At 34.2% G+C, this 19,158-nt stretch carries 13 protein-coding genes; 10 read left to right on the top strand and 3 right to left on the bottom strand.

Features of this window, described 5'->3' with window-relative positions; genetic code table 11:
* The first annotated feature begins 15 nt into the window (after window positions 1-15).
* The 9 genes from BMW63_RS05020 (at window position 16) to queG (ending at window position 12,190) form a co-directional block, all read left to right on the top strand.
* On the top strand, window positions 16-3,066 hold the full coding sequence (locus BMW63_RS05020; protein ID WP_074721833.1) for a TAT-variant-translocated molybdopterin oxidoreductase: 3,051 nt from the start codon (window positions 16-18) through the stop codon (window positions 3,064-3,066).
* A gap of 38 nt (window positions 3,067-3,104) precedes the next feature.
* Window positions 3,105-4,508 carry an NrfD/PsrC family molybdoenzyme membrane anchor subunit gene (gene nrfD / locus BMW63_RS05015; RefSeq protein WP_074721831.1) on the top strand — a complete coding sequence of 468 codons (1,404 nt, stop codon included), beginning with the start codon at window positions 3,105-3,107 and terminating at the stop codon, window positions 4,506-4,508.
* The gene (locus BMW63_RS05010; RefSeq protein WP_074721829.1) at window positions 4,501-5,025 is read left to right on the top strand and encodes a DUF3341 domain-containing protein; all 525 of its coding nucleotides are present in this window, start codon (window positions 4,501-4,503) and stop codon (window positions 5,023-5,025) included. Before nrfD ends, BMW63_RS05010 begins: the two co-directional genes overlap by 8 nt.
* A gap of 7 nt (window positions 5,026-5,032) precedes the next feature.
* Window positions 5,033-5,578 (top strand): c-type cytochrome, encoded by a 546-nt coding sequence (locus BMW63_RS05005; protein ID WP_074721827.1) that lies wholly within the window; start codon window positions 5,033-5,035, stop codon window positions 5,576-5,578.
* A 27-nt stretch (window positions 5,579-5,605) separates the two neighbouring features.
* The gene (locus tag BMW63_RS05000; protein ID WP_074721825.1) at window positions 5,606-7,057 is read left to right on the top strand and encodes a cation-translocating P-type ATPase; all 1,452 of its coding nucleotides are present in this window, start codon (window positions 5,606-5,608) and stop codon (window positions 7,055-7,057) included.
* 19 nt (window positions 7,058-7,076) lie between these two features.
* Complete coding sequence (locus tag BMW63_RS04995) at window positions 7,077-8,231, top strand: cytochrome c oxidase subunit II (protein WP_074721823.1); 1,155 nt, start codon at window positions 7,077-7,079, stop codon at window positions 8,229-8,231.
* A 28-nt stretch (window positions 8,232-8,259) separates the two neighbouring features.
* On the top strand, window positions 8,260-10,056 hold the full coding sequence (locus tag BMW63_RS04990; RefSeq protein WP_074721821.1) for a cytochrome c oxidase subunit I: 1,797 nt from the start codon (window positions 8,260-8,262) through the stop codon (window positions 10,054-10,056).
* 156 nt (window positions 10,057-10,212) lie between these two features.
* Window positions 10,213-11,235: a Holliday junction branch migration DNA helicase RuvB gene (gene ruvB, locus BMW63_RS04985; RefSeq protein ID WP_074721819.1), complete on the top strand. Its 1,023-nt coding sequence runs from the start codon at window positions 10,213-10,215 to the stop codon at window positions 11,233-11,235.
* Between the two features lie 34 nt (window positions 11,236-11,269).
* The gene (gene queG / locus BMW63_RS04980; RefSeq protein ID WP_074721817.1) at window positions 11,270-12,190 is read left to right on the top strand and encodes a tRNA epoxyqueuosine(34) reductase QueG; all 921 of its coding nucleotides are present in this window, start codon (window positions 11,270-11,272) and stop codon (window positions 12,188-12,190) included.
* Here the strand turns inward: queG and BMW63_RS04975 are convergent, their stop codons facing one another.
* The 3 genes from BMW63_RS04975 to BMW63_RS04965 all read right to left on the bottom strand — a co-directional run bounded on the left by BMW63_RS04975 (window position 12,191) and on the right by BMW63_RS04965 (window position 16,551).
* Entirely contained in the window at window positions 12,191-13,225 is a 1,035-nt protein-coding gene (locus BMW63_RS04975; RefSeq protein WP_074721815.1) for a LacI family DNA-binding transcriptional regulator, read from the bottom strand.
* A 245-nt stretch (window positions 13,226-13,470) separates the two neighbouring features.
* On the bottom strand, window positions 13,471-14,490 hold the full coding sequence (locus BMW63_RS04970; RefSeq protein WP_074721813.1) for a LacI family DNA-binding transcriptional regulator: 1,020 nt from the start codon (window positions 14,488-14,490) through the stop codon (window positions 13,471-13,473).
* 291 nt (window positions 14,491-14,781) lie between these two features.
* Entirely contained in the window at window positions 14,782-16,551 is a 1,770-nt protein-coding gene (locus tag BMW63_RS04965; RefSeq protein WP_083380349.1) for a glycoside hydrolase family 13 protein, read from the bottom strand.
* Between the two features lie 248 nt (window positions 16,552-16,799).
* Here BMW63_RS04965 and BMW63_RS04960 point away from each other — a divergent pair, with 248 nt between their 5' ends.
* Window positions 16,800-18,809, top strand: coding sequence for a kojibiose hydrolase (locus BMW63_RS04960; protein ID WP_083380357.1), 2,010 nt, complete (start codon window positions 16,800-16,802; stop codon window positions 18,807-18,809).
* The last annotated feature ends 349 nt before the right edge of the window (window positions 18,810-19,158 follow it).

Raw genomic sequence — 19,158 nt, 5'->3', positions numbered from 1 at the left:
TAATATTTATATACAATGTCATCAAACAAAAAATACTGGAAAAGTGTTGAAGAACTAGAAAACGGTTCTATTGTTGAGGCGCTTAGAAATAACGAATTTGTTGAAGCAATTCCTACTGATGAATTTTTAGGAAGTAAAGAGGCAATGTCTTCTTCAACATCACGTCGTGACTTTTTAAAGTACGTTGGATTTAGTACTGCAGCAGCTACACTTGCTGCGTGTGAGGGTCCGGTTAACAAGTCGATTCCTTATGTGTTGCAGCCAGAGCAAATCATTCCTGGAGTAGCTGATTATTATGCTACTTCTGTTTTTGATGGTTTTGATTTTGCAAACCTACTTGTTAAAACTCGTGAGGGGCGTCCTATTAAAATAGACAATAATACTATTTCAGGAGCTAAATTTACTGCTAATGCTAGAATTCATGCATCGATATTGTCGTTGTACGATAATATGCGTTTGAAAGAACCTAAAATTGGTGGTAAAGATTCAACGTGGTCTGCTGTAGATTCAAAAATTAAATCAAGTATAGTTGATGCTAAGGCAAAAGGCGGACAAGTAGTATTGTTGACTAATACTTTAGCTAGTCCATCTACTGAAAAGTTGATTAGTCAATTTATTGCTTCAAACCCAAATGGGAAACATATTATTTATGATGCTGTTTCTTCATCTGAAGCTTTAGATGCTTTTGAAACTGTTTATGGTGAAAGAGCTTTAGTTGATTATGATTTTTCAAAAGCTTCGCTAATAGTTTCTGTAGGGGCAGATTTCCTTGGAGATTGGCAAGGTGGCGGGTATGATTCAGGTTATACTCAAGGTAGAGTTCCTAAAAACGGAAAAATGTCACGTCATTTTCAATTAGAAGCAAATATGACTTTGTCTGGTGCTGCTGCTGATAAACGTTTACCGATGTCTACTGCAAATCAAAAACAGGCTTTAGTACATATATATAATATAGTAACTGGTTCTGCTGTTGCTGTTAGTTTAGAAGAGAAGTTTAAATCTGAAGTAACAAAAGCGGCGCAGCAATTAAAGTTAGCTGGTTCAAAAGGAGTATTGGTTTCTGGTATTCAGGATAAAAATGCTCAGTTATTAGTTTTGGCTATTAATCAAGTTTTAGCCAGTGAGGCTTTTAGCACTTTTGGAACACGACAAATAAGAAAAGGATCAAACGAGAAATTAGCTCAATTGGTTAAGGATATGAAATCAGGAAGTGTTCATACTTTGATAATGAGTGGTGTTAATCCTGTTTATACATTAGCAGATTCGGCTTCTTTTGCTGAAGGTCTTAAAAAAGTTACTACATCTGTATCTTTAACTTTAAAAGAAGATGAAACGGCTTTACTTAGTACGATTGCTGCTCCAGTTCCTCATTATTTGGAAGCTTGGGGTGATTTAAGTCTTACTAAAGGCACGTATAGTTTAACTCAACCTACAATTCGTCCTTTGTTCGATACAAAACAATTTCAAGATGTGTTAATGTCTTTAAATGGAATGTCGGGAACATATTATGATTATATAAAAGCAAATTCATCTTTAATTATTGCGGGTGCTTCTTGGAATAAAATATTGCATGATGGTGTTTATGTTGGTGCTGCTCAATCGGTTTCTGGTGGTTCTGCAGATTTTAGTGCTGCTGCAAGTGCATTAGCAAAATCTAAAGCTGCCGCAGGTTTTGAATTAGTGTTGTATACTAAAACAGGCATGGGTGACGGTCAACAAGCTAATAATCCTTGGTTGCAGGAATTTCCAGATCCTATTACAAGAGTTTCTTGGGATAATTATGTTACTGTTTCAAATGCAGATGCTAAAGCGTTATTGATGTCTAATGAAATCGTTGCTAATGGTGGTCTTAACGGAAGTTATGCTACAATTACTACGGCAGATGGTTTAAAACTAGACAATGTGCCAGTAATTGTTCAACCAGGTCAGGCTGTTGGTACGATTGGTTTGGCTTTAGGTTATGGTCGTAAAGCGGCTTTAAAAGAAGAAATGCAAGTAGGTTTAAATGCTTACACTTTATATAAAGATTTTAATGATGTGCAATCTGTTACATTAGTAAAAGCTGACGGAGATCACGAGTTTGCTTGTGTTCAAGGTCAAAAAACATTAATGGGTAGAGGGGATATTATCAAAGAGACTTCTTTGGAGATATTCAATACTAAAGATGCTAAGTATTGGAATGAAGTTCCAATGGTCTCTTTGAACCATGAAGAAGTAGAAGGGACTACAGTAGATTTATGGGATTCGTTTGATCGTTCTGTTGGGCATCACTTTAATCTTTCTATTGACTTGAATGCTTGTACTGGTTGCGGGGCTTGTGTAATCGCTTGTCATGCCGAAAATAATGTGCCTGTAGTAGGTAAGTCAGAAATTAGAAGAAGTCGTGATATGCACTGGTTGCGTATCGATAGATATTATTCTTCTGAAAGTACGTTTGAAGGTGATAACGAAAGAAAAGAAAACATTTCTGGTTTGTCTAGTTCATTGTCTACATTTAATGAGATGGAAAAAGCAGGTGATAATCCTCAAGTTTCATTTCAGCCTGTAATGTGTCAGCACTGTAATCACGCACCTTGTGAAACTGTTTGTCCAGTAGCGGCAACATCACATAGCCGTCAAGGGCAAAATCATATGGCTTATAACAGATGTGTTGGTACGCGTTACTGTGCTAACAACTGTCCGTATAAAGTACGTCGTTTTAACTGGTTCTTGTATAACAAAAACAGTGAATTTGATTATCATATGAATGATGATTTAGGTCGTATGGTCTTAAATCCTGATGTGAATGTTCGTTCTCGTGGAGTTATGGAAAAATGTTCTATGTGTATTCAAATGACACAAGCTACAATTTTAAATGCTAAAAGAGAAGGAAGAGAAGTAGTTGATGGAGAATTTCAAACTGCATGTTCAAATGCTTGTTCTAACGGAGCAATGGCCTTTGGGGATGTTAATGATAAAGAAAGTCAGATCACAAAATTAGCAGAGGATGAAAGAATGTATCATTTGCTGGAACATGTTGGAACAAAGCCTAATGTGATTTATCACGTTAAAGTTAGAAATACTTAGTACAAAAAATTATTAATTAAGAAACAAGATAAAGGATTATGTCGTCTCACTACGAAGCAACCATTAGAAAACCTTTAGTTATAGGTGATAAATCTTATCACGACGTAACTGTTGATGTAGCTGCGCCTGTTGAAGGTAAAGCAAACAAACATTGGTGGATTGTATTTTCAATCGCATTAACAGCTTTCCTTTGGGGAATAGGCTGTATAATTTACACCGTATCTACAGGAATTGGAACATGGGGATTAAATAAAACAGTTGGTTGGGCATGGGATATCACAAACTTCGTTTGGTGGGTTGGTATTGGTCATGCTGGAACATTGATTTCCGCGGTATTATTATTATTCCGTCAACGATGGAGAATGGCGATTAACCGTTCTGCAGAAGCAATGACAATTTTCTCCGTTATCCAAGCGGGTTTATTTCCAATTATACATATGGGTCGTCCATGGTTAGCGTATTGGGTATTACCAATACCAAATCAGTTTGGGTCTTTATGGGTGAATTTCAATTCACCATTACTTTGGGATGTATTTGCAATATCCACATATTTATCAGTTTCATTGGTATTCTGGTGGACAGGGTTGTTGCCTGATTTTGCAATGTTAAGAGATAGAGCAGTAACTCCTTTTAATAAAAGAGTTTATTCTATTTTAAGTTTTGGATGGAGTGGGAGAGCGAAAGATTGGCAACGTTTTGAAGAAGTATCTTTAGTACTCGCCGGATTAGCAACACCTTTGGTACTTTCTGTGCATACTATTGTATCAATGGATTTTGCTACCTCTGTAATACCTGGATGGCATACTACTATTTTTCCTCCTTATTTTGTAGCGGGTGCGGTATTCTCTGGTTTTGCAATGGTGAATACTTTACTTATTATTATGAGGAAAGTATCTAATCTTGAGGCTTATATTACTATTCAGCATATTGAATTGATGAATATTGTAATAATGATAACTGGTTCTATTGTAGGGGTAGCCTACATAACAGAACTTTTTATAGCATGGTATTCTGGAGTTGAATATGAGCAATATGCTTTCTTGAACAGAGCGACTGGGCCATATTGGTGGGCATATTTGATGATGATGTCTTGTAATGTATTATCTCCGCAGTTTATGTGGTTTAAAAAATTAAGAACAAGTATTATGTTTTCTTTTTGTCTATCTATTGTAGTAAATATAGGGATGTGGTTTGAAAGGTTTGTAATTATTGTTACTTCTTTACATAGGGATTATTTGCCTTCATCATGGACAATGTTTTCACCAACGTTTGTTGACATAGGAATTTTTATAGGAACAATTGGTTTCTTCTTTGTATTATTTTTATTATACTCTAGAACTTTTCCTGTAATTGCACAAGCGGAGATTAAAACTATTTTGAAAGGAACAGGAGATAATTATATAAGAGAAAGAGCAGCTAATAAAGATGTACATCATGAGTAATAAAGTAATATACGCCATTTATAATGACGATGATATATTGATGGATGCGGTTAAACAAACCAGGGCAGCTCATCATCATATCGAAGAAGTTTTTACACCATTTCCAGTTCACGGTTTGGATAAAGCAATGGGGCTTGCGCCTACTAGACTAGCTATTTGTTCATTCATATACGGTTGTATTGGTATTTCATTTGCTACTTGGATGATGAATTTTATTATGATTCAAGATTGGCCGCAGGATATTGGTGGAAAGCCAAGTTTTAGTTACATTGAAAACATGCCGGCATTTGTGCCTATTATGTTTGAGATGACTGTGTTTTTTGCGGCGCATTTAATGGTAATTACTTTTTATATGAGAAGTAAGTTATGGCCTTTTAAACAAGCTGAAAATCCTGATGTTAGAACAACAGATGATCACTTCTTGATGGAGGTAGCCGTTAATAATAATGAAGAAGAATTAGTTTCTTTTTTCACGAATACAGGAGCTATAGAAGTTAAAGTAATAGAAAAGCATTAATTTAGATATGAAAAGGGTATATAAAATAACACTATTATTAGGCATTACTATATCAATAGCATCTTGCCATAATAATTCAGCACCGAATTATCAGTACTTTCCTAATATGTATCAATCAATTGGCTACGAAACATATTCAGAGTCTAGTGCATTTAAGAATGGTAAAGAAGGACAGCTTCCTGTTACTGGTACGATCAATAGAGGTTTTGAACCGTATGAGTATGAGAACACACCTGAAGGTTACGACTTAGCGAAAGCTAATCTTAAATCGCCCCTGGATTCTTTGGGTAGAAATTCTGGAGAAGGACAGGCGCTTTTTGAAATTTATTGCATAAGTTGTCACGGAACTTCTGGTAATGGAAAAGGGAAATTAGTTGAAAGAGAGAAATTTCTTGGAGTTCCTAGCTATAAAGACAGAGTTATCACTGAAGGAAGTATTTTTCATGTTGTGACTTATGGTTTAAATGCAATGGGATCTCATGCTAATCAATTAAGTGTCCATGAACGTTGGTTAGTTGCTGACTATGTTCTAAAACTGAAAAGCCAATTATAATTGTTGAACAAACTGATCGTAATAGATATGTATACATTTTCAAGTAAATTAAAAACTTTTTCTTTCATCTTAATGGCATTAGGTCTTTTAGGAATTGGATATGGTTTTTTAACTGCACCAAAAGATATTCAAGAAGTTGAAAAAATTCTTGCTGCTGATAGCCATGGAGGACATGTTGAAGTTAAGCATGAAGTTTCTAGTGAGTCGGTTGCAGCTCATGCAGTGGTAGCGGATCATAAAGAAGTTGACTTGGCTGTCGAGGGTACTGAAGCTACAACAGCGTTAGAAGGTCATAATGAGGTTGCAGCAGCTACTGAGACTCATGTAGCAGTAGTTGATAATCATAATGAAGTTAATGAAGCTGCTGAGCATGAAGAGCATTTGACTCATGTTTTGCATCAAATGCAAAATAAACCATGGGCGGCTTTATATGTGGCTTGTATTTTCTTTTTGCTAATTTCTATGGGTGTTTTAGCGTTCTATGCTATACAGCAAGTTGCATCTGCTGGTTGGTCTCCTGTATTGTTTAGAGTAATGCAAGGAATTACGGCTTATTTGCCATGGGGCTCTGTAATTTTCTTCGTGTTTTTAATTTTGTGTGGTCTTCATTTTAATCATTTGTTTATCTGGTTAGATCCTGAAGTGGTTGCTCATGATAAGCTTATAGCTACAAAAACAGGTTACTTAAATTTTCCTTTTTGGATTGCTAGAGCTGCAATATTCTTAATCGGTTGGAATTTATATAGATATTATTCTGCTAAAAACTGTTTAGCGCAAGATGAATCTAATGATGATAGTTTCTATAAAAAGAATTTTAATATTTCAGCTGGATTTTTAGTATTCTTTATAGTTACAGAATCTATCATGTCATGGGATTGGATTATGTCTATAGATCCTCACTGGTTTAGTACTTTGTTTGGATGGTATGTCTTTGCAAGTTTCTTTGTAAGTGGAATTACTATGATTGCAATGGTTACTTTATATTTGAAATCAAAAGGGTATTTAGAACATGTAAATACAAGTCATATTCATGATTTAGCTAAATTTATGTTTGGTTTTAGTGTTTTCTGGACCTACCTTTGGTTTTCACAATTCATGTTAATATGGTACGCAAATATACCTGAAGAGATTACATACTTCATAACTAGAATAGAATTGTATAACTTACCATTTTTTGGTGCGGTTGTTATGAATTTTGTTTTTCCTATATTGATTTTAGTAAATACTGATTTTAAAAGAATCACTTGGATATTGGTTATGGCAGGTGTTGTAATATTAGCTGGACATTATATTGATTTCTTTAATATGATTATGCCAGGTACGGTGGGGGACAGCTGGTTTATTGGAATATCAGAAATAGCTTCTGTTCTTTTCTTTATGGGGTTATTTATCTATGTTGTTTTTACGGCATTGGCAAAATCTCCTTTGTTACCAAAAAGAAATCCGTACATCGAAGAGAGTAAACATTTTCATTATTAATATTTAAAGAAAGAAACAGATGACAAGTTTGTTGGTAATTATAGTTTTGGTTTTATTAGCTGTTGCTTTATGGCAATTGACTAAAATATTTGACCTTACTCAAGTAGGTTCGGAGTCAGACAGTTCTCAAGTAGCTTCTGATAATGATAATAATGTACAGGGTTATTTAATGTTTGGGTTTTTAGCGTTTATATATATATTTTCAATATATGGTTTGTTTACTTGGGGTCCTCTTGTTCTCCATACTCCAGCGTCAGCGCATGGAGGTCAGGTAGATAACTTGATGAATATTACCTGGGTTCTTATTTTTATTGTTCAAGCGATAACGCAAGTTTTGTTACATTATTTTGCTTTTAAATATAGAGGTAAAAAAGATCAAAAAGCATTGTATTTTGCTGATAATAATAAATTAGAAGCAATATGGAGTGTAATTCCGGCGGTTGTATTGGCTGGTTTGATTCTATATGGTCTTTATGCTTGGACAAATATTATGTTTATCGATGAGGATGAGGATACTATTGTAATTGAATTGTATGCGCAACAGTTTAATTGGACGGCGAGAGTATCAGGAGAAGATAATGTTTTGGGAAAAGCAAATGTTAGATACATCGAGGGCGTTAATATTTTAGGAGTTGATCTTGCTGATCCTTATGCGCAGGATGACATTGTAGTTAAGGAATTGCATATTCCGAAAGGAAAGAAAATACATTTTAAGATGAGATCTCAGGATGTGCTGCATTCGGCTTACATGCCGTATTTTAGAGCGCAAATGAACTGTGTTCCAGGAATGGTTACTGAATTTGCTTTTGAGCCAATTTATACAACTTCTGAATATAGAGAGTTACCTTATATGATTGAGAAAGTTGCTAATATTAATGCAATACGTTCTAAGAAATCTATTGAATTAGTTGCTAATGGTAAGGCTGCATTGGATCCTTATGCTTTCGATTTTTTGCTTCTTTGTAATAAAATATGTGGGGCATCTCACTATAATATGCAAATGAAAATTATAGTAGATACACCAGAAGATTATAAAGCGTGGTTGAAACAACAAACTGTTTTGGCAGATCAAATGAAAGCTGCTGCCTCTCCGTCTAGTGAGGATGGAGCATCTGCAGCTGATAGTTTAAAAGCAAAAGATACAATGGCTGTTGTTAAAATAGCTATGAAATAATTATTAAGAATATTTAAAGTATACATATATGTCAGCAGAAGGTCACGATCACGGACACGATCACGAACACGAACACCATCATAAAGAAACTTTCATTACTAAATATATTTTTAGTATTGATCATAAAATGATTGCTAAGCAGTACCTTATTTCAGGTATTGTAATGGGTATTATTGGTGTTAGTATGTCTTTGCTTTTTAGAATGCAATTAGCATGGCCAGAGGAATCTTTTAAGATTTTCAACGTCCTATTAGGGGATAAATGGGCGCCAAATGGTGTTATGACAAATGATATTTATCTTTCGTTAGTCACGATACATGGTACCATAATGGTGTTCTTTGTTTTAACGGCAGCTTTGAGCGGTACATTTAGTAATTTACTGATTCCACTCCAAATTGGAGCTCGTGATATGGCTTCCGGTTTTATGAATATGGTATCTTACTGGTTATTCTTTTTGTCAAGTATAATCATGGTTTCGTCTCTGTTTGTTGAATCAGGGCCTGCAAATTCCGGTTGGACAATTTATCCTCCATTAAGTGCGTTGCCACAAGCTATTGGTGGGTCAGGAATGGGTATGACACTTTGGTTGATATCAATGGCAATTTTTATTGCGTCTTCTTTAATGGGTTCTTTAAATTATATAGTTACTGTAATTAATTTAAGAACAAAAGGAATGTCGATGACTAGATTGCCACTTACAATTTGGGCTTTCTTTGTTACTGCAATTATAGGAGTTGTTTCATTTCCAGTTTTATTGTCTGCGGCATTGTTATTGATTTTTGACAGAAGTTTTGGTACTTCTTTCTTCCTTTCTGATATTTATATTGCGGGTGAGGTTTTGCATTATCAAGGTGGATCACCTGTTTTGTTTGAGCACTTGTTTTGGTTCTTAGGACATCCTGAAGTTTATATTGTTTTACTACCAGCATTGGGAATTACTTCTGAGGTTATAGCAACAAATTCACGTAAACCAATTTTTGGTTACAGGGCGATGATTATGTCAATTATAGCGATTGCGTTTTTATCAACTATTGTTTGGGGTCACCACATGTTTGTATCTGGAATGAATCCATTTTTGGGTTCCGTGTTTACTTTTACAACCTTATTGATCGCGATACCTTCAGCAGTAAAAGCATTTAATTACATAACGACGCTTTGGAAAGGTAACTTACAGTTAAATCCAGCAATGTTATTTTCTATTGGACTAGTTTCTACTTTCATAACGGGAGGTTTAACAGGAATTATTCTTGGAGATAGTACACTAGATATTAATGTACATGATACTTATTTTGTAGTTGCTCACTTTCACTTGGTGATGGGAATATCTGCACTTTACGGAATGTTTGCTGGTATTTATCATTGGTTTCCTAGAATGTTTGGAAGAATGCTTAATAAAAATTTAGGTTATGTTCACTTTTGGGTTACTGCAATATGTGCTTATGGTGTGTTTTTTCCAATGCACTTTATCGGATTAGCTGGTTTACCTAGACGTTATTACACAAACACAAACTTTCCTTTATTTGATGATTTGCAAAATGTAAACGTTCTTATAACGACTTTTGCTTTAATTGGTGGAGCATTTCAATTGGTGTTTTTATACAATTTCTTTAGTAGTATCTTTTACGGAAAGAAATCTGTTCAAAATCCATGGAAATCAAATACACTTGAATGGACAGCACCTATGGAACACATACATGGGAACTGGCCAGGAGAAATTCCAGAAGTTCATCGTTGGCCGTATGACTATAGTAACCCTAATCACGACGAAGATTTTGTTCCTCAAAATGTTCCAATGAAACCAGGAGAAGAAGTTTTACATCACTAAAATATTCAAGAAGCCTTTACGAAAGTAAGGGCTTTTTTTATGGATTGTTCATACGGGATTTTACTTAGATTTACTTGTATATTGAATTATAATGTATTTTTTTAAACTCTTTTATCAGTGCTGTATTTTACTGATACTTTATTTTATCTTTGTTACATGAATGAAAATTTAGATCCAACAACTAACGGGTATAATTCAGAAGAATTTGATCTCGAAAAAAAACTGAGGCCATTATCTTTTGACGATTTTGCAGGTCAAGATCAAATATTGGAAAACCTTAAAGTTTTTGTTGAAGCAGCTAATCAGAGAAATGAAGCTTTAGATCATACACTATTTCATGGGCCTCCAGGATTAGGAAAGACAACCTTGGCAAATATTTTGGCTAATGAGCTGCAAGTAGGTATAAAAATTACTTCGGGTCCTGTTTTGGATAAACCTGGTGATTTAGCGGGGCTATTAACAAACTTAGAAGAAAGAGATGTATTATTTATAGACGAAATTCATCGTTTAAGCCCTATTGTTGAAGAGTACTTGTATTCTGCAATGGAAGATTTCAAGATTGATATTATGATTGAATCAGGACCAAACGCTAGAACGGTGCAAATCAATCTTAATCCATTTACTTTAATTGGTGCTACAACACGATCTGGACTGCTTACGGCACCAATGCGTGCTCGTTTTGGGATTTCATCAAGATTACAGTATTACACAGCAGAATTATTGACTACCATTGTCGAAAGAAGTGCGTCAATACTCAAAATGCCAATTTCAATAGAAGCCGCAATTGAAATTGCCGGCAGAAGTCGTGGTACTCCACGTATTGCAAACGCTTTATTGCGCCGTGTTCGTGATTTTGCCCAAATAAAGGGAAATGGTACAATAGATATTGAAATTGCCCGATATGCATTAAAGGCTTTAAATGTAGATGCTCATGGTCTTGATGAAATGGATAATAAAATATTGACTACCATTATTGATAAGTTCAAAGGTGGTCCTGTTGGGTTATCTACTTTGGCGACAGCCGTATCAGAGAGTAGTGAAACTATTGAAGAGGTATATGAGCCATTCCTGATTCAGGAAGGTTTTATTATGAGAACACCTCGAGGTAGGGAAGTAACTGATAAAGCGTACAAGCATTTAGGGAGACTCAATACTAATATTCAAGGAGGATTATTTTAGGATTAAATACATTCTCTTTTATAAATAAAGTACTATTAATTCGAAATCAAAATACACACAATTTATTAAATCCGAAGCCAAACGCCTCGGATTTTTGTCTTGTGGTATATCCCAAGCTGGGTTTCTTGAACAAGAGGCACCAAGGCTTGAAAACTGGTTGAATAATAATCGGAATGGACAAATGTCTTATATGGAAAATCATTTTGATAAGCGTTTAGATCCTACTTTATTGGTAGAAGATTCTAAAAGTGTCATTTCGTTGTTGTTGAATTATTATCCTGAAAACACACAATTAGAGGATTCGTATAAGATTTCTAAGTATGCGTACGGTACGGATTATCATTTGGTAATTAAAGATAAGCTTAAAGAGTTGTTGTTATCAATTCAAGAAACTATTGGAGAAGTTTCTGGTCGGGCTTTTGTAGATTCGGCCCCAGTTTTAGATAAAGCGTGGGCAGCCAAAAGTGGTTTGGGTTGGATAGGAAAAAATAGTAATCTATTAACTCAAAAAGTAGGCTCGTTCTATTTTATAGCCGAACTAATTATCGATTTAGATTTGGACTATGATAATGCAACAACAGATCATTGTGGTACTTGCACTGCTTGTATCGATTCCTGTCCTACAGAAGCTATAGTCGCTCCTTATATAGTTGATGGTAGTAAGTGCATATCTTATTTTACAATAGAACTTAAAGAGCATATCCCGCAGGAGATGAAGGGGAAGTTTGATGATTGGGCTTTTGGTTGTGATATCTGTCAGGATGTTTGCCCGTGGAATAAATTCTCTAAACCACACAATGAGCCTTTATTTAATGCGAATCCAGAGTTGTTATCTATGTCTAAGAAAGATTGGGAGGAAATCACGGAAGATACTTTTAAGGTGGTGTTCAAGGATTCCCCGCTAAAGCGAACGAAATTTTCGGGATTGAAACGAAATATCGATTTTCTGAAGTAATTAGTTGTTGTTTTTTTTTAGAGATGATTCCCTAGCAATTATGGCAGTTTCTAGTAAAATTGTTCTCGGTACAAAGGGTAGATTCAGTTTATGATAATTCATTTCTTCTAATAACAGATTAAATGATTCTATGCCCATTTGGTGACTTGGTTGATCTACTGTGCTTAGTTTTGGCGTTAGTACTTGAGACATAAACCAATTGCTGAAACCAATCACGGCTACTTGTTCTGGGATTTTAATTCCTCTGTCGTTAAAATAGGAAAGCACTCCTACAGCAACAAGATCTGTAATTGCAAAGATTCCGTCTACATCAGGATGCTCATTAATAATTTGCTCCGCAAAATCAATTCCTTCTTGAAAAGTAACATTTTCACAAGTGTATATCAGTTTTGAGTCAAATGGGATATTATTTTTTTCTAATGCTTTTTTGTATCCAATGTAGCGATCAATTGCATTTTGTGGATTTAAAGGTCCTCTTATGTGTGCTATTTTTTTGCATCCATTATCTATAAGATGTTGTACTGCATTAAACGCTGCTTTTTGATCATCAATAATAACTTTTGAACAATTGCAGAGCTTGGAGATTTTGTCAAACATGACAAAGGGTATATTTCTTTCAACAATTTGTTTTATGTGATCATCATTATTGGACTCATTAGAAAGGGACATTAAAATACCATCGACTCTTTTATTGATAAGTAATTCAACTTGTTTTTTTTCTAAAGTCAGGGATTCATTTGACTGTAAGATAATGACTAGATAACCATTTTTCTCTGCTTCGTCAATGATGGCATTGATAATATTGGAGAAAAAATGATGCATCACTTCTGGAATAATTAAACCAATTGTTTTTGATTCTTTAGTTCTGAGATTAACTGCAAAACTATTAGGGGTATAACGTAATTCTTGTGCAAGTTCAATTACGGCATTTTTTGTTTTCTGGCTAACATCAGAATAGTTCTTTAAGGCTTTAGATACCGTAGTAATCGAAATGCCTAATTTGATCGCAATTTCTTTAAGAGTGATGTCTTTCATGAACTATTTTTCTTGAGTTTAAGGCTTAGAATTACGTTTTCTTGCAGTTTTTTAAGAGTGTTATTTAGTTCTTAATATGTTTAAATGAAATTTCAGTACACAAATAATAGCAACTAAGGTATTCATTTTTATTTTAAGAATTATGGTTTTATGATATTTATCAAATGGAGATAATTATTTGCTATCTTCGAAAAGTAACTGTAAACAATGTGTCTTTAAAATTAGAATTCTAATAAAGCGCAAATTTAAGCAGATTCGCGTTCTATAATACTAGTTTCTAATTCGACTGATTGAAATTCAAAAGCTTTGTTACTTTTGATTAATTCTATTTCATCAAATAATATGGAAGCCGCTTTTTTGCCTATTTCAAATCCTGGTTGATCGATCGTAGTTAATTTAGGAGTGATTATTTCAGACATGAAGGAGTTACAGAACCCAAAGACTGCTATTTGTTGTGGTACTTGAACACCAATATCATTTAAGTATTTAATGATTCCAACAGCGACTAAGTCTGTCACGGCAAAAATGGCACTAATATCGGGATGATCATTAACTATTTTTTTTGCATTATTGTACCCATCTTCAAAATCAGTATTGTTGTCACATACATATACCAAACTAGAATCATAGAAGATATTGTTGTCTTCTAGCGCTCTTTTATATCCTAAAAAACGATCAATGGAATTTTGGGGTATGTACGAACCTCTAAAATGTGCGATTTTTTTGTGCCCTTTGCTTATAAGATAGGTGACAGCATCATAAGCTGCCTTTCGATCATTGATCATTACTTTTGAACAGTTCACTAATTTAGCAATTTTATCAAAAAGGACTAGGGGAGTTTTATAGGCGATAATATTATTAATGTGATCAAAATCACCTGTTTCATTCGAAAGAGACATTAAAATACCATCTACTCTTTTTTTTAGCAAAAGATCAATTTGTTTTTTCTCTATTTCTAATTTTTCATTAGAGCGTAAAATAATCACCAAGTATTTTCTTTTCTCGGCTTCCTTGAGGACTCCTTCGAAAACCTTTGAAAAGAAATTGTAATCTACGGTAGGGACTATAAGTCCTATAGTTCTAGATTCTTTTGTTCTTAGGTTTACAGCAAAACTATTGGGGGTGTAATTTAATTTTTTTGCTAGGGCAATTACTGCATTCTTAGTTTTTTTACTAACATCAGGATAGTCTTTTAAGGCTTTAGAAACGGTAGTGATAGAAACTCCTAGCTGAGCGGCAATTTGTTTTAATGTTGCATCTTTCATAGTAGGATTACCCTGTTTTAAAAATAAAAAAAACTGTTTTTTGAAAACAAACTTACAATTTATTTATTGTAAATCAATTTTCAAAAAACAGTTTCGGTTAAAATGATAAATTTATAGAATTAAAGGCCAATTAGTTTATTTGATTGAAAGCGCTAATGATTCGTAAGGACGCAATGTGTTGTTTTTCAATTTATTTAGGTCAATTTAATTGGATTTGTTACTAAAATTAAGGGACGCTATTGTTAGGATGCTCTTTTTGATTTTATACATTTTAAAAAAGGAGTTGTGATTTTATTTTATTTCGAAAATGACAGCTTCATATGGCTTTAGGTCAAGACCTTTAGAATGTTTTGCGTAATTCCCAATTAGTAATTTTGCATTTTTGAGGCTTATTTTTGAGTTTAATTTTGCCTTCTTGCTTCTGAAATTGAGCATTACCAATAATTTCTTCCCGTCTAATTCTCTAGTATAAGCGTAAATATTTGGATTTTTGGCATCAATTAAAGTGTATTTTCCATAAACTAACACCTGATTGTCTTTGCGTAGTTTTACCATTTTTCTAAAATAATTCAAAACAGAATTGGGATCTTTTTCTTGGGACGATGCATTTAAAGTACTATAATTTTCATTTACTTTTAGCCAAGGTTCGGCAGTCGTAAAGCCTCCGTTCTTGGAGTTATTCCATTGAAAAGGAGTACGGCCATTGTCTCTTGCTCCTCCTGTTTTTTGGTCTTCGATGAATTGTTTCAAATCACCTCCCGCATTTTGTACTTTTTCATATTCTGATAATGTTTCAATATCGCGGTAATCTTCAATTTTATCAAATTTAGCATTTACCATTCCTATCTCATCTCCATTATAGTAGTAGGGTGTACCTCTCATTGAGAGTAAAAAGGTAGATAACATTTTAGATGACAATGCTCTATATTGAGGAGAATCATTTCCCCAGCGAGAAGTCATTCTAGGTTGATCATGATTCCCTAAATAGATAGTTCCCCAGCCTTTTTCTTTGTAGACATCGTCCCAATCAGAGTATATTTTTTTGAAGTCTAATAAACTCCATGTAGGGCTCATTTTTTTGAAATAACCAGGAATATAGCCCAAGTTTGTACCGTCAAAGTGATAACCCATATTTAATTCATTCCGCGCTGGATCAACAAAATTTAAAGCGGTTGATTTTAGCATGCCCGCACCTTCAGCTAGTGACATAATATCATATTTGCTTAAGACTTCTTTATTCATTTCTTGTAAATAATCATGTAAATGCGGACCGCTAGCCATATATACATCCCATCTTCCCTCGTAGTTTTTATTTAATTCTTCTTGAGTAATTACTGGGAAAGTAGTGTCTTTTGCTATGAAGGGGATTACATCCATTCTAAAACCATCAATCCCTTTTTTAAACCACCAATTCATCATACTGTAAATTTCTTGACGCAATTTTGGATTCTCCCAATTCAAATCTGGTTGTTTATAATTGAAATAATGTAAATAATAAGAATCCGTCGTTTTGTCATATCTCCATCCACTACCATCGGCTTCGAAAGCTCCGGGGCGAAAGGCTGGCTTGCCTTTTTCAGCAGGCCACCAATGGTAATAATCTCTGTATGGATTGTCTCTGGATTTTTTACTTTCTTGAAACCATTTATGTTCGTCGCTGCTATGATTGACTACTAAATCCATCACTAATTTCAAGCCTCTTTCATGCATTCCTTTTAGCAAAGTATCAAAATCTTCCATAGTGCCAAATTCCTTCATTATGGATTGATAATCTGAAATATCATATCCGTTATCAGCATTCGGGGAACCGTAGATAGGATTTAGCCAAACGACATCTATTCCCAAACTTTTAATATAATCTAATTGAGAGATAATTCCTTTCAAATCACCTACGCCATCACCGTTAGTATCTTTAAAACTGCGAGGATAAATTTGGTAAACTACAGCTTCTTTCCACCATTTTTTTTCAATTGGAGCCTCTTTTTGTTGAGCAATGGTTGATTTGTAGGTCAAACAAGTAAGGAGTAATAGTAAGGCGAGTAAGATTTTTTTTGGTTTCATACGGTATGGATTTAATTGTAATTATAAAGTAGTTTGTATAGTTAATTTTATTTTTCTAGATGTTATTGACTTGTATAGAGGATAGCAATTTGCATATTTTTTTTAGTATTTCGGCTTTCTTGTAAATCGATAACGTTATCGAAATATCGAAAACGTTATCGATACTAAAATTAAGGATCTTAAAGGAATATTTAAATTTTTAAGGAATAAATGATTTAAGTTTGAAATTATTAATCAAAATGAAAATTATGAATTTAAATTTTAGACATCTTGTAATACTGATTTTGTTTAGTGCATCCGTATTTAGTCAAACAAAGTCAGATGAATGGAATCTACAAGCCTCTTCAAGAGAAAATTATTTTGGTGTAGCTATGGCAAATGGTCAAATTGGCATCGTTACAGATGATATACCATTAAAAACAAAAGAAATTATTTTAAATGGAGTCTATGAAGCAAGTCCAGAAAATGGGATTAGTAGAATTGTTAGAGGAATAGAATTCCTTAACCTTCATTTGAGCATAAATAATCAAGAAATAAACTCGGACAATATCGATCATTGGAGTCAGGTGGTTTCAATGAAAGAAGGGACTAGTACAACTTCTTTTAGCTTCAAAGATCTCGCGGTTATTGATTATACTATTTTAGCCAACAGAGCCATACCTTATTCGGCTATGGCCATTATTGAAATCACACCTAAAAAAGATATTGAAATCAATGCTAATAATTATATGACGGTTCCTGATGAATTAAAGGAAGCTAAAAGCCAGTTTAGAGTTTTAAAGGATAATCAATACTTAATGCCTGTTTTTAGAACTACAGCAAAAACACTAAATGGAAAACACACTGTTTCGGCAGCGACAACCTTTCTCTTTGATGCTGATAAAGAAGTTTTGAACCAAACAGGAAATGAAGTGGGATTTTCTAAACGACTGCTCAAGGGTAAGAAATACCGATTTGCCATTGCTGGTGGAATCTGTACTTCCAAAGATTTTACAGATCCTTTAAATGAATCTGAAAGGCAGCCCATTTTTGCTTTGCAAGAAGGGATTGATAATTTATTGAACCGACATAAAAAAGCGTGGGCTGAGTTGTGGAGAACCGGGGATATTGAAATTGAAGGAGATTTAGATTCGCAACAGCGAGTTCGATTTGCCTTGTATAATCTGTATTCTTATATACGTCCAGAAACAAGACAAAGTATTGCACCAATGGGATTATCGTCTCAAGGGTATAATGGGCATATTTTTTGGGATTCTGAACTATGGATGTATCCAACGCTGTTGGCGTTGCAGCCTGAAATGGCTAAATCATGCTTGGATTATAGATCCGATCGACTTGGAAAAGCTAAGCAAAAAGCTACTGTTTATGGTTATAAAGGAGCCATGTTTCCATGGGAATCTGATGATACAGGTGAAGAGGCAACACCAACCTGGGCTTTAACAGGAATTTTTGAACAACACATCACAGCTGATGTTTCTATAGCATTCTGGAATTACTATGCTTATACGCAAGATAAGTCATGGCTTAAAAAAGAATGGAGTGTGTTAAAAGAAACAGCTGATTTCTGGGTAAGTAGGGTGGTTGAAAATCAAGATGGCAGTTATTCTATCCTGAATGTTGTGGGAGCAGATGAGTACGCACAGCATGTAGATGATAATGCTTTTACAAATGCATCAGCAATTGAATCTTTGAAAAATACAATTAAAGCAGCTACGATATTAAATGAACCGATAAATCCAAAATGGGTCGCATTATCTGAAAAGTTAACGATACATTCTAAAAATGGAATCACCCAAAATTACAAAGGGTATAACGGAGAAATGATAAAACAAGCGGATGTTAATTTACTGGCCTACCCATTGCACGTGATTACTGATAAAAAGCAAATTGAAATGGATCTAGAGTATTATGCAGCAAAGATTGATCCCAAAGATGGGCCTGCAATGGCGTCGGGAGTTTTGTCTGTATTGTATGCGCGTCTGGGTGATAGAGACAAAGCCTATAATTATTTTGTCAAATCGTATTTACCAAACAGTAGACCACCTTTTGGTGTTTTTTCGGAGTCGGCAAATAGTAGTAATCCTTATTTCGCAACAGGAGCAGGTGCAATGCTTCAAGCAGTTATTTATGGATTTGGAGGGGTAGAGCAAACTGATGCAGGTTTGAAATACAATAAAGGACTTTTACCAAAGCAATGGAAATCACTAAAAATTATAGGGTTAGGTCCAGACGATAAGACAATTACGATCGAGAAATAGTTTTTACCTTTTTGTATTGGTTGCCTCAATTATATTCTTTCGAGTAAAATTGAGGCAATTTTATTTTTAGTAGTATTTAAAAAATTAGATTTGATTTTGAGTGTTTGGCTCATATTATGAAATGTTCGGGAAAACCGCATTTTTATTGCGTATTTAGCAATAGTTTCTCATACAATATACTTTTTTTGATAAAAACGGATTGTTTATTCCGCTTTATTCACGTTAAAATAACATAATGATTTAAATTTGGTATAATTTTTACGTTTTACATAATTTTAAAGCTAAATTTTTAAAGGATTGATTTTAAAATCGAAAACGTTTTCGGCGCTTCGAAAACGTTGTAGTTGTT

Source organism: Flavobacterium frigoris, assembly GCF_900111075.1.
Lineage (GTDB): Bacteria > Bacteroidota > Bacteroidia > Flavobacteriales > Flavobacteriaceae > Flavobacterium > Flavobacterium frigoris.
The sequence above is the reverse complement of the archived record's forward strand: the minus strand, read 5'-3'. Positions and strand labels throughout refer to the sequence as shown.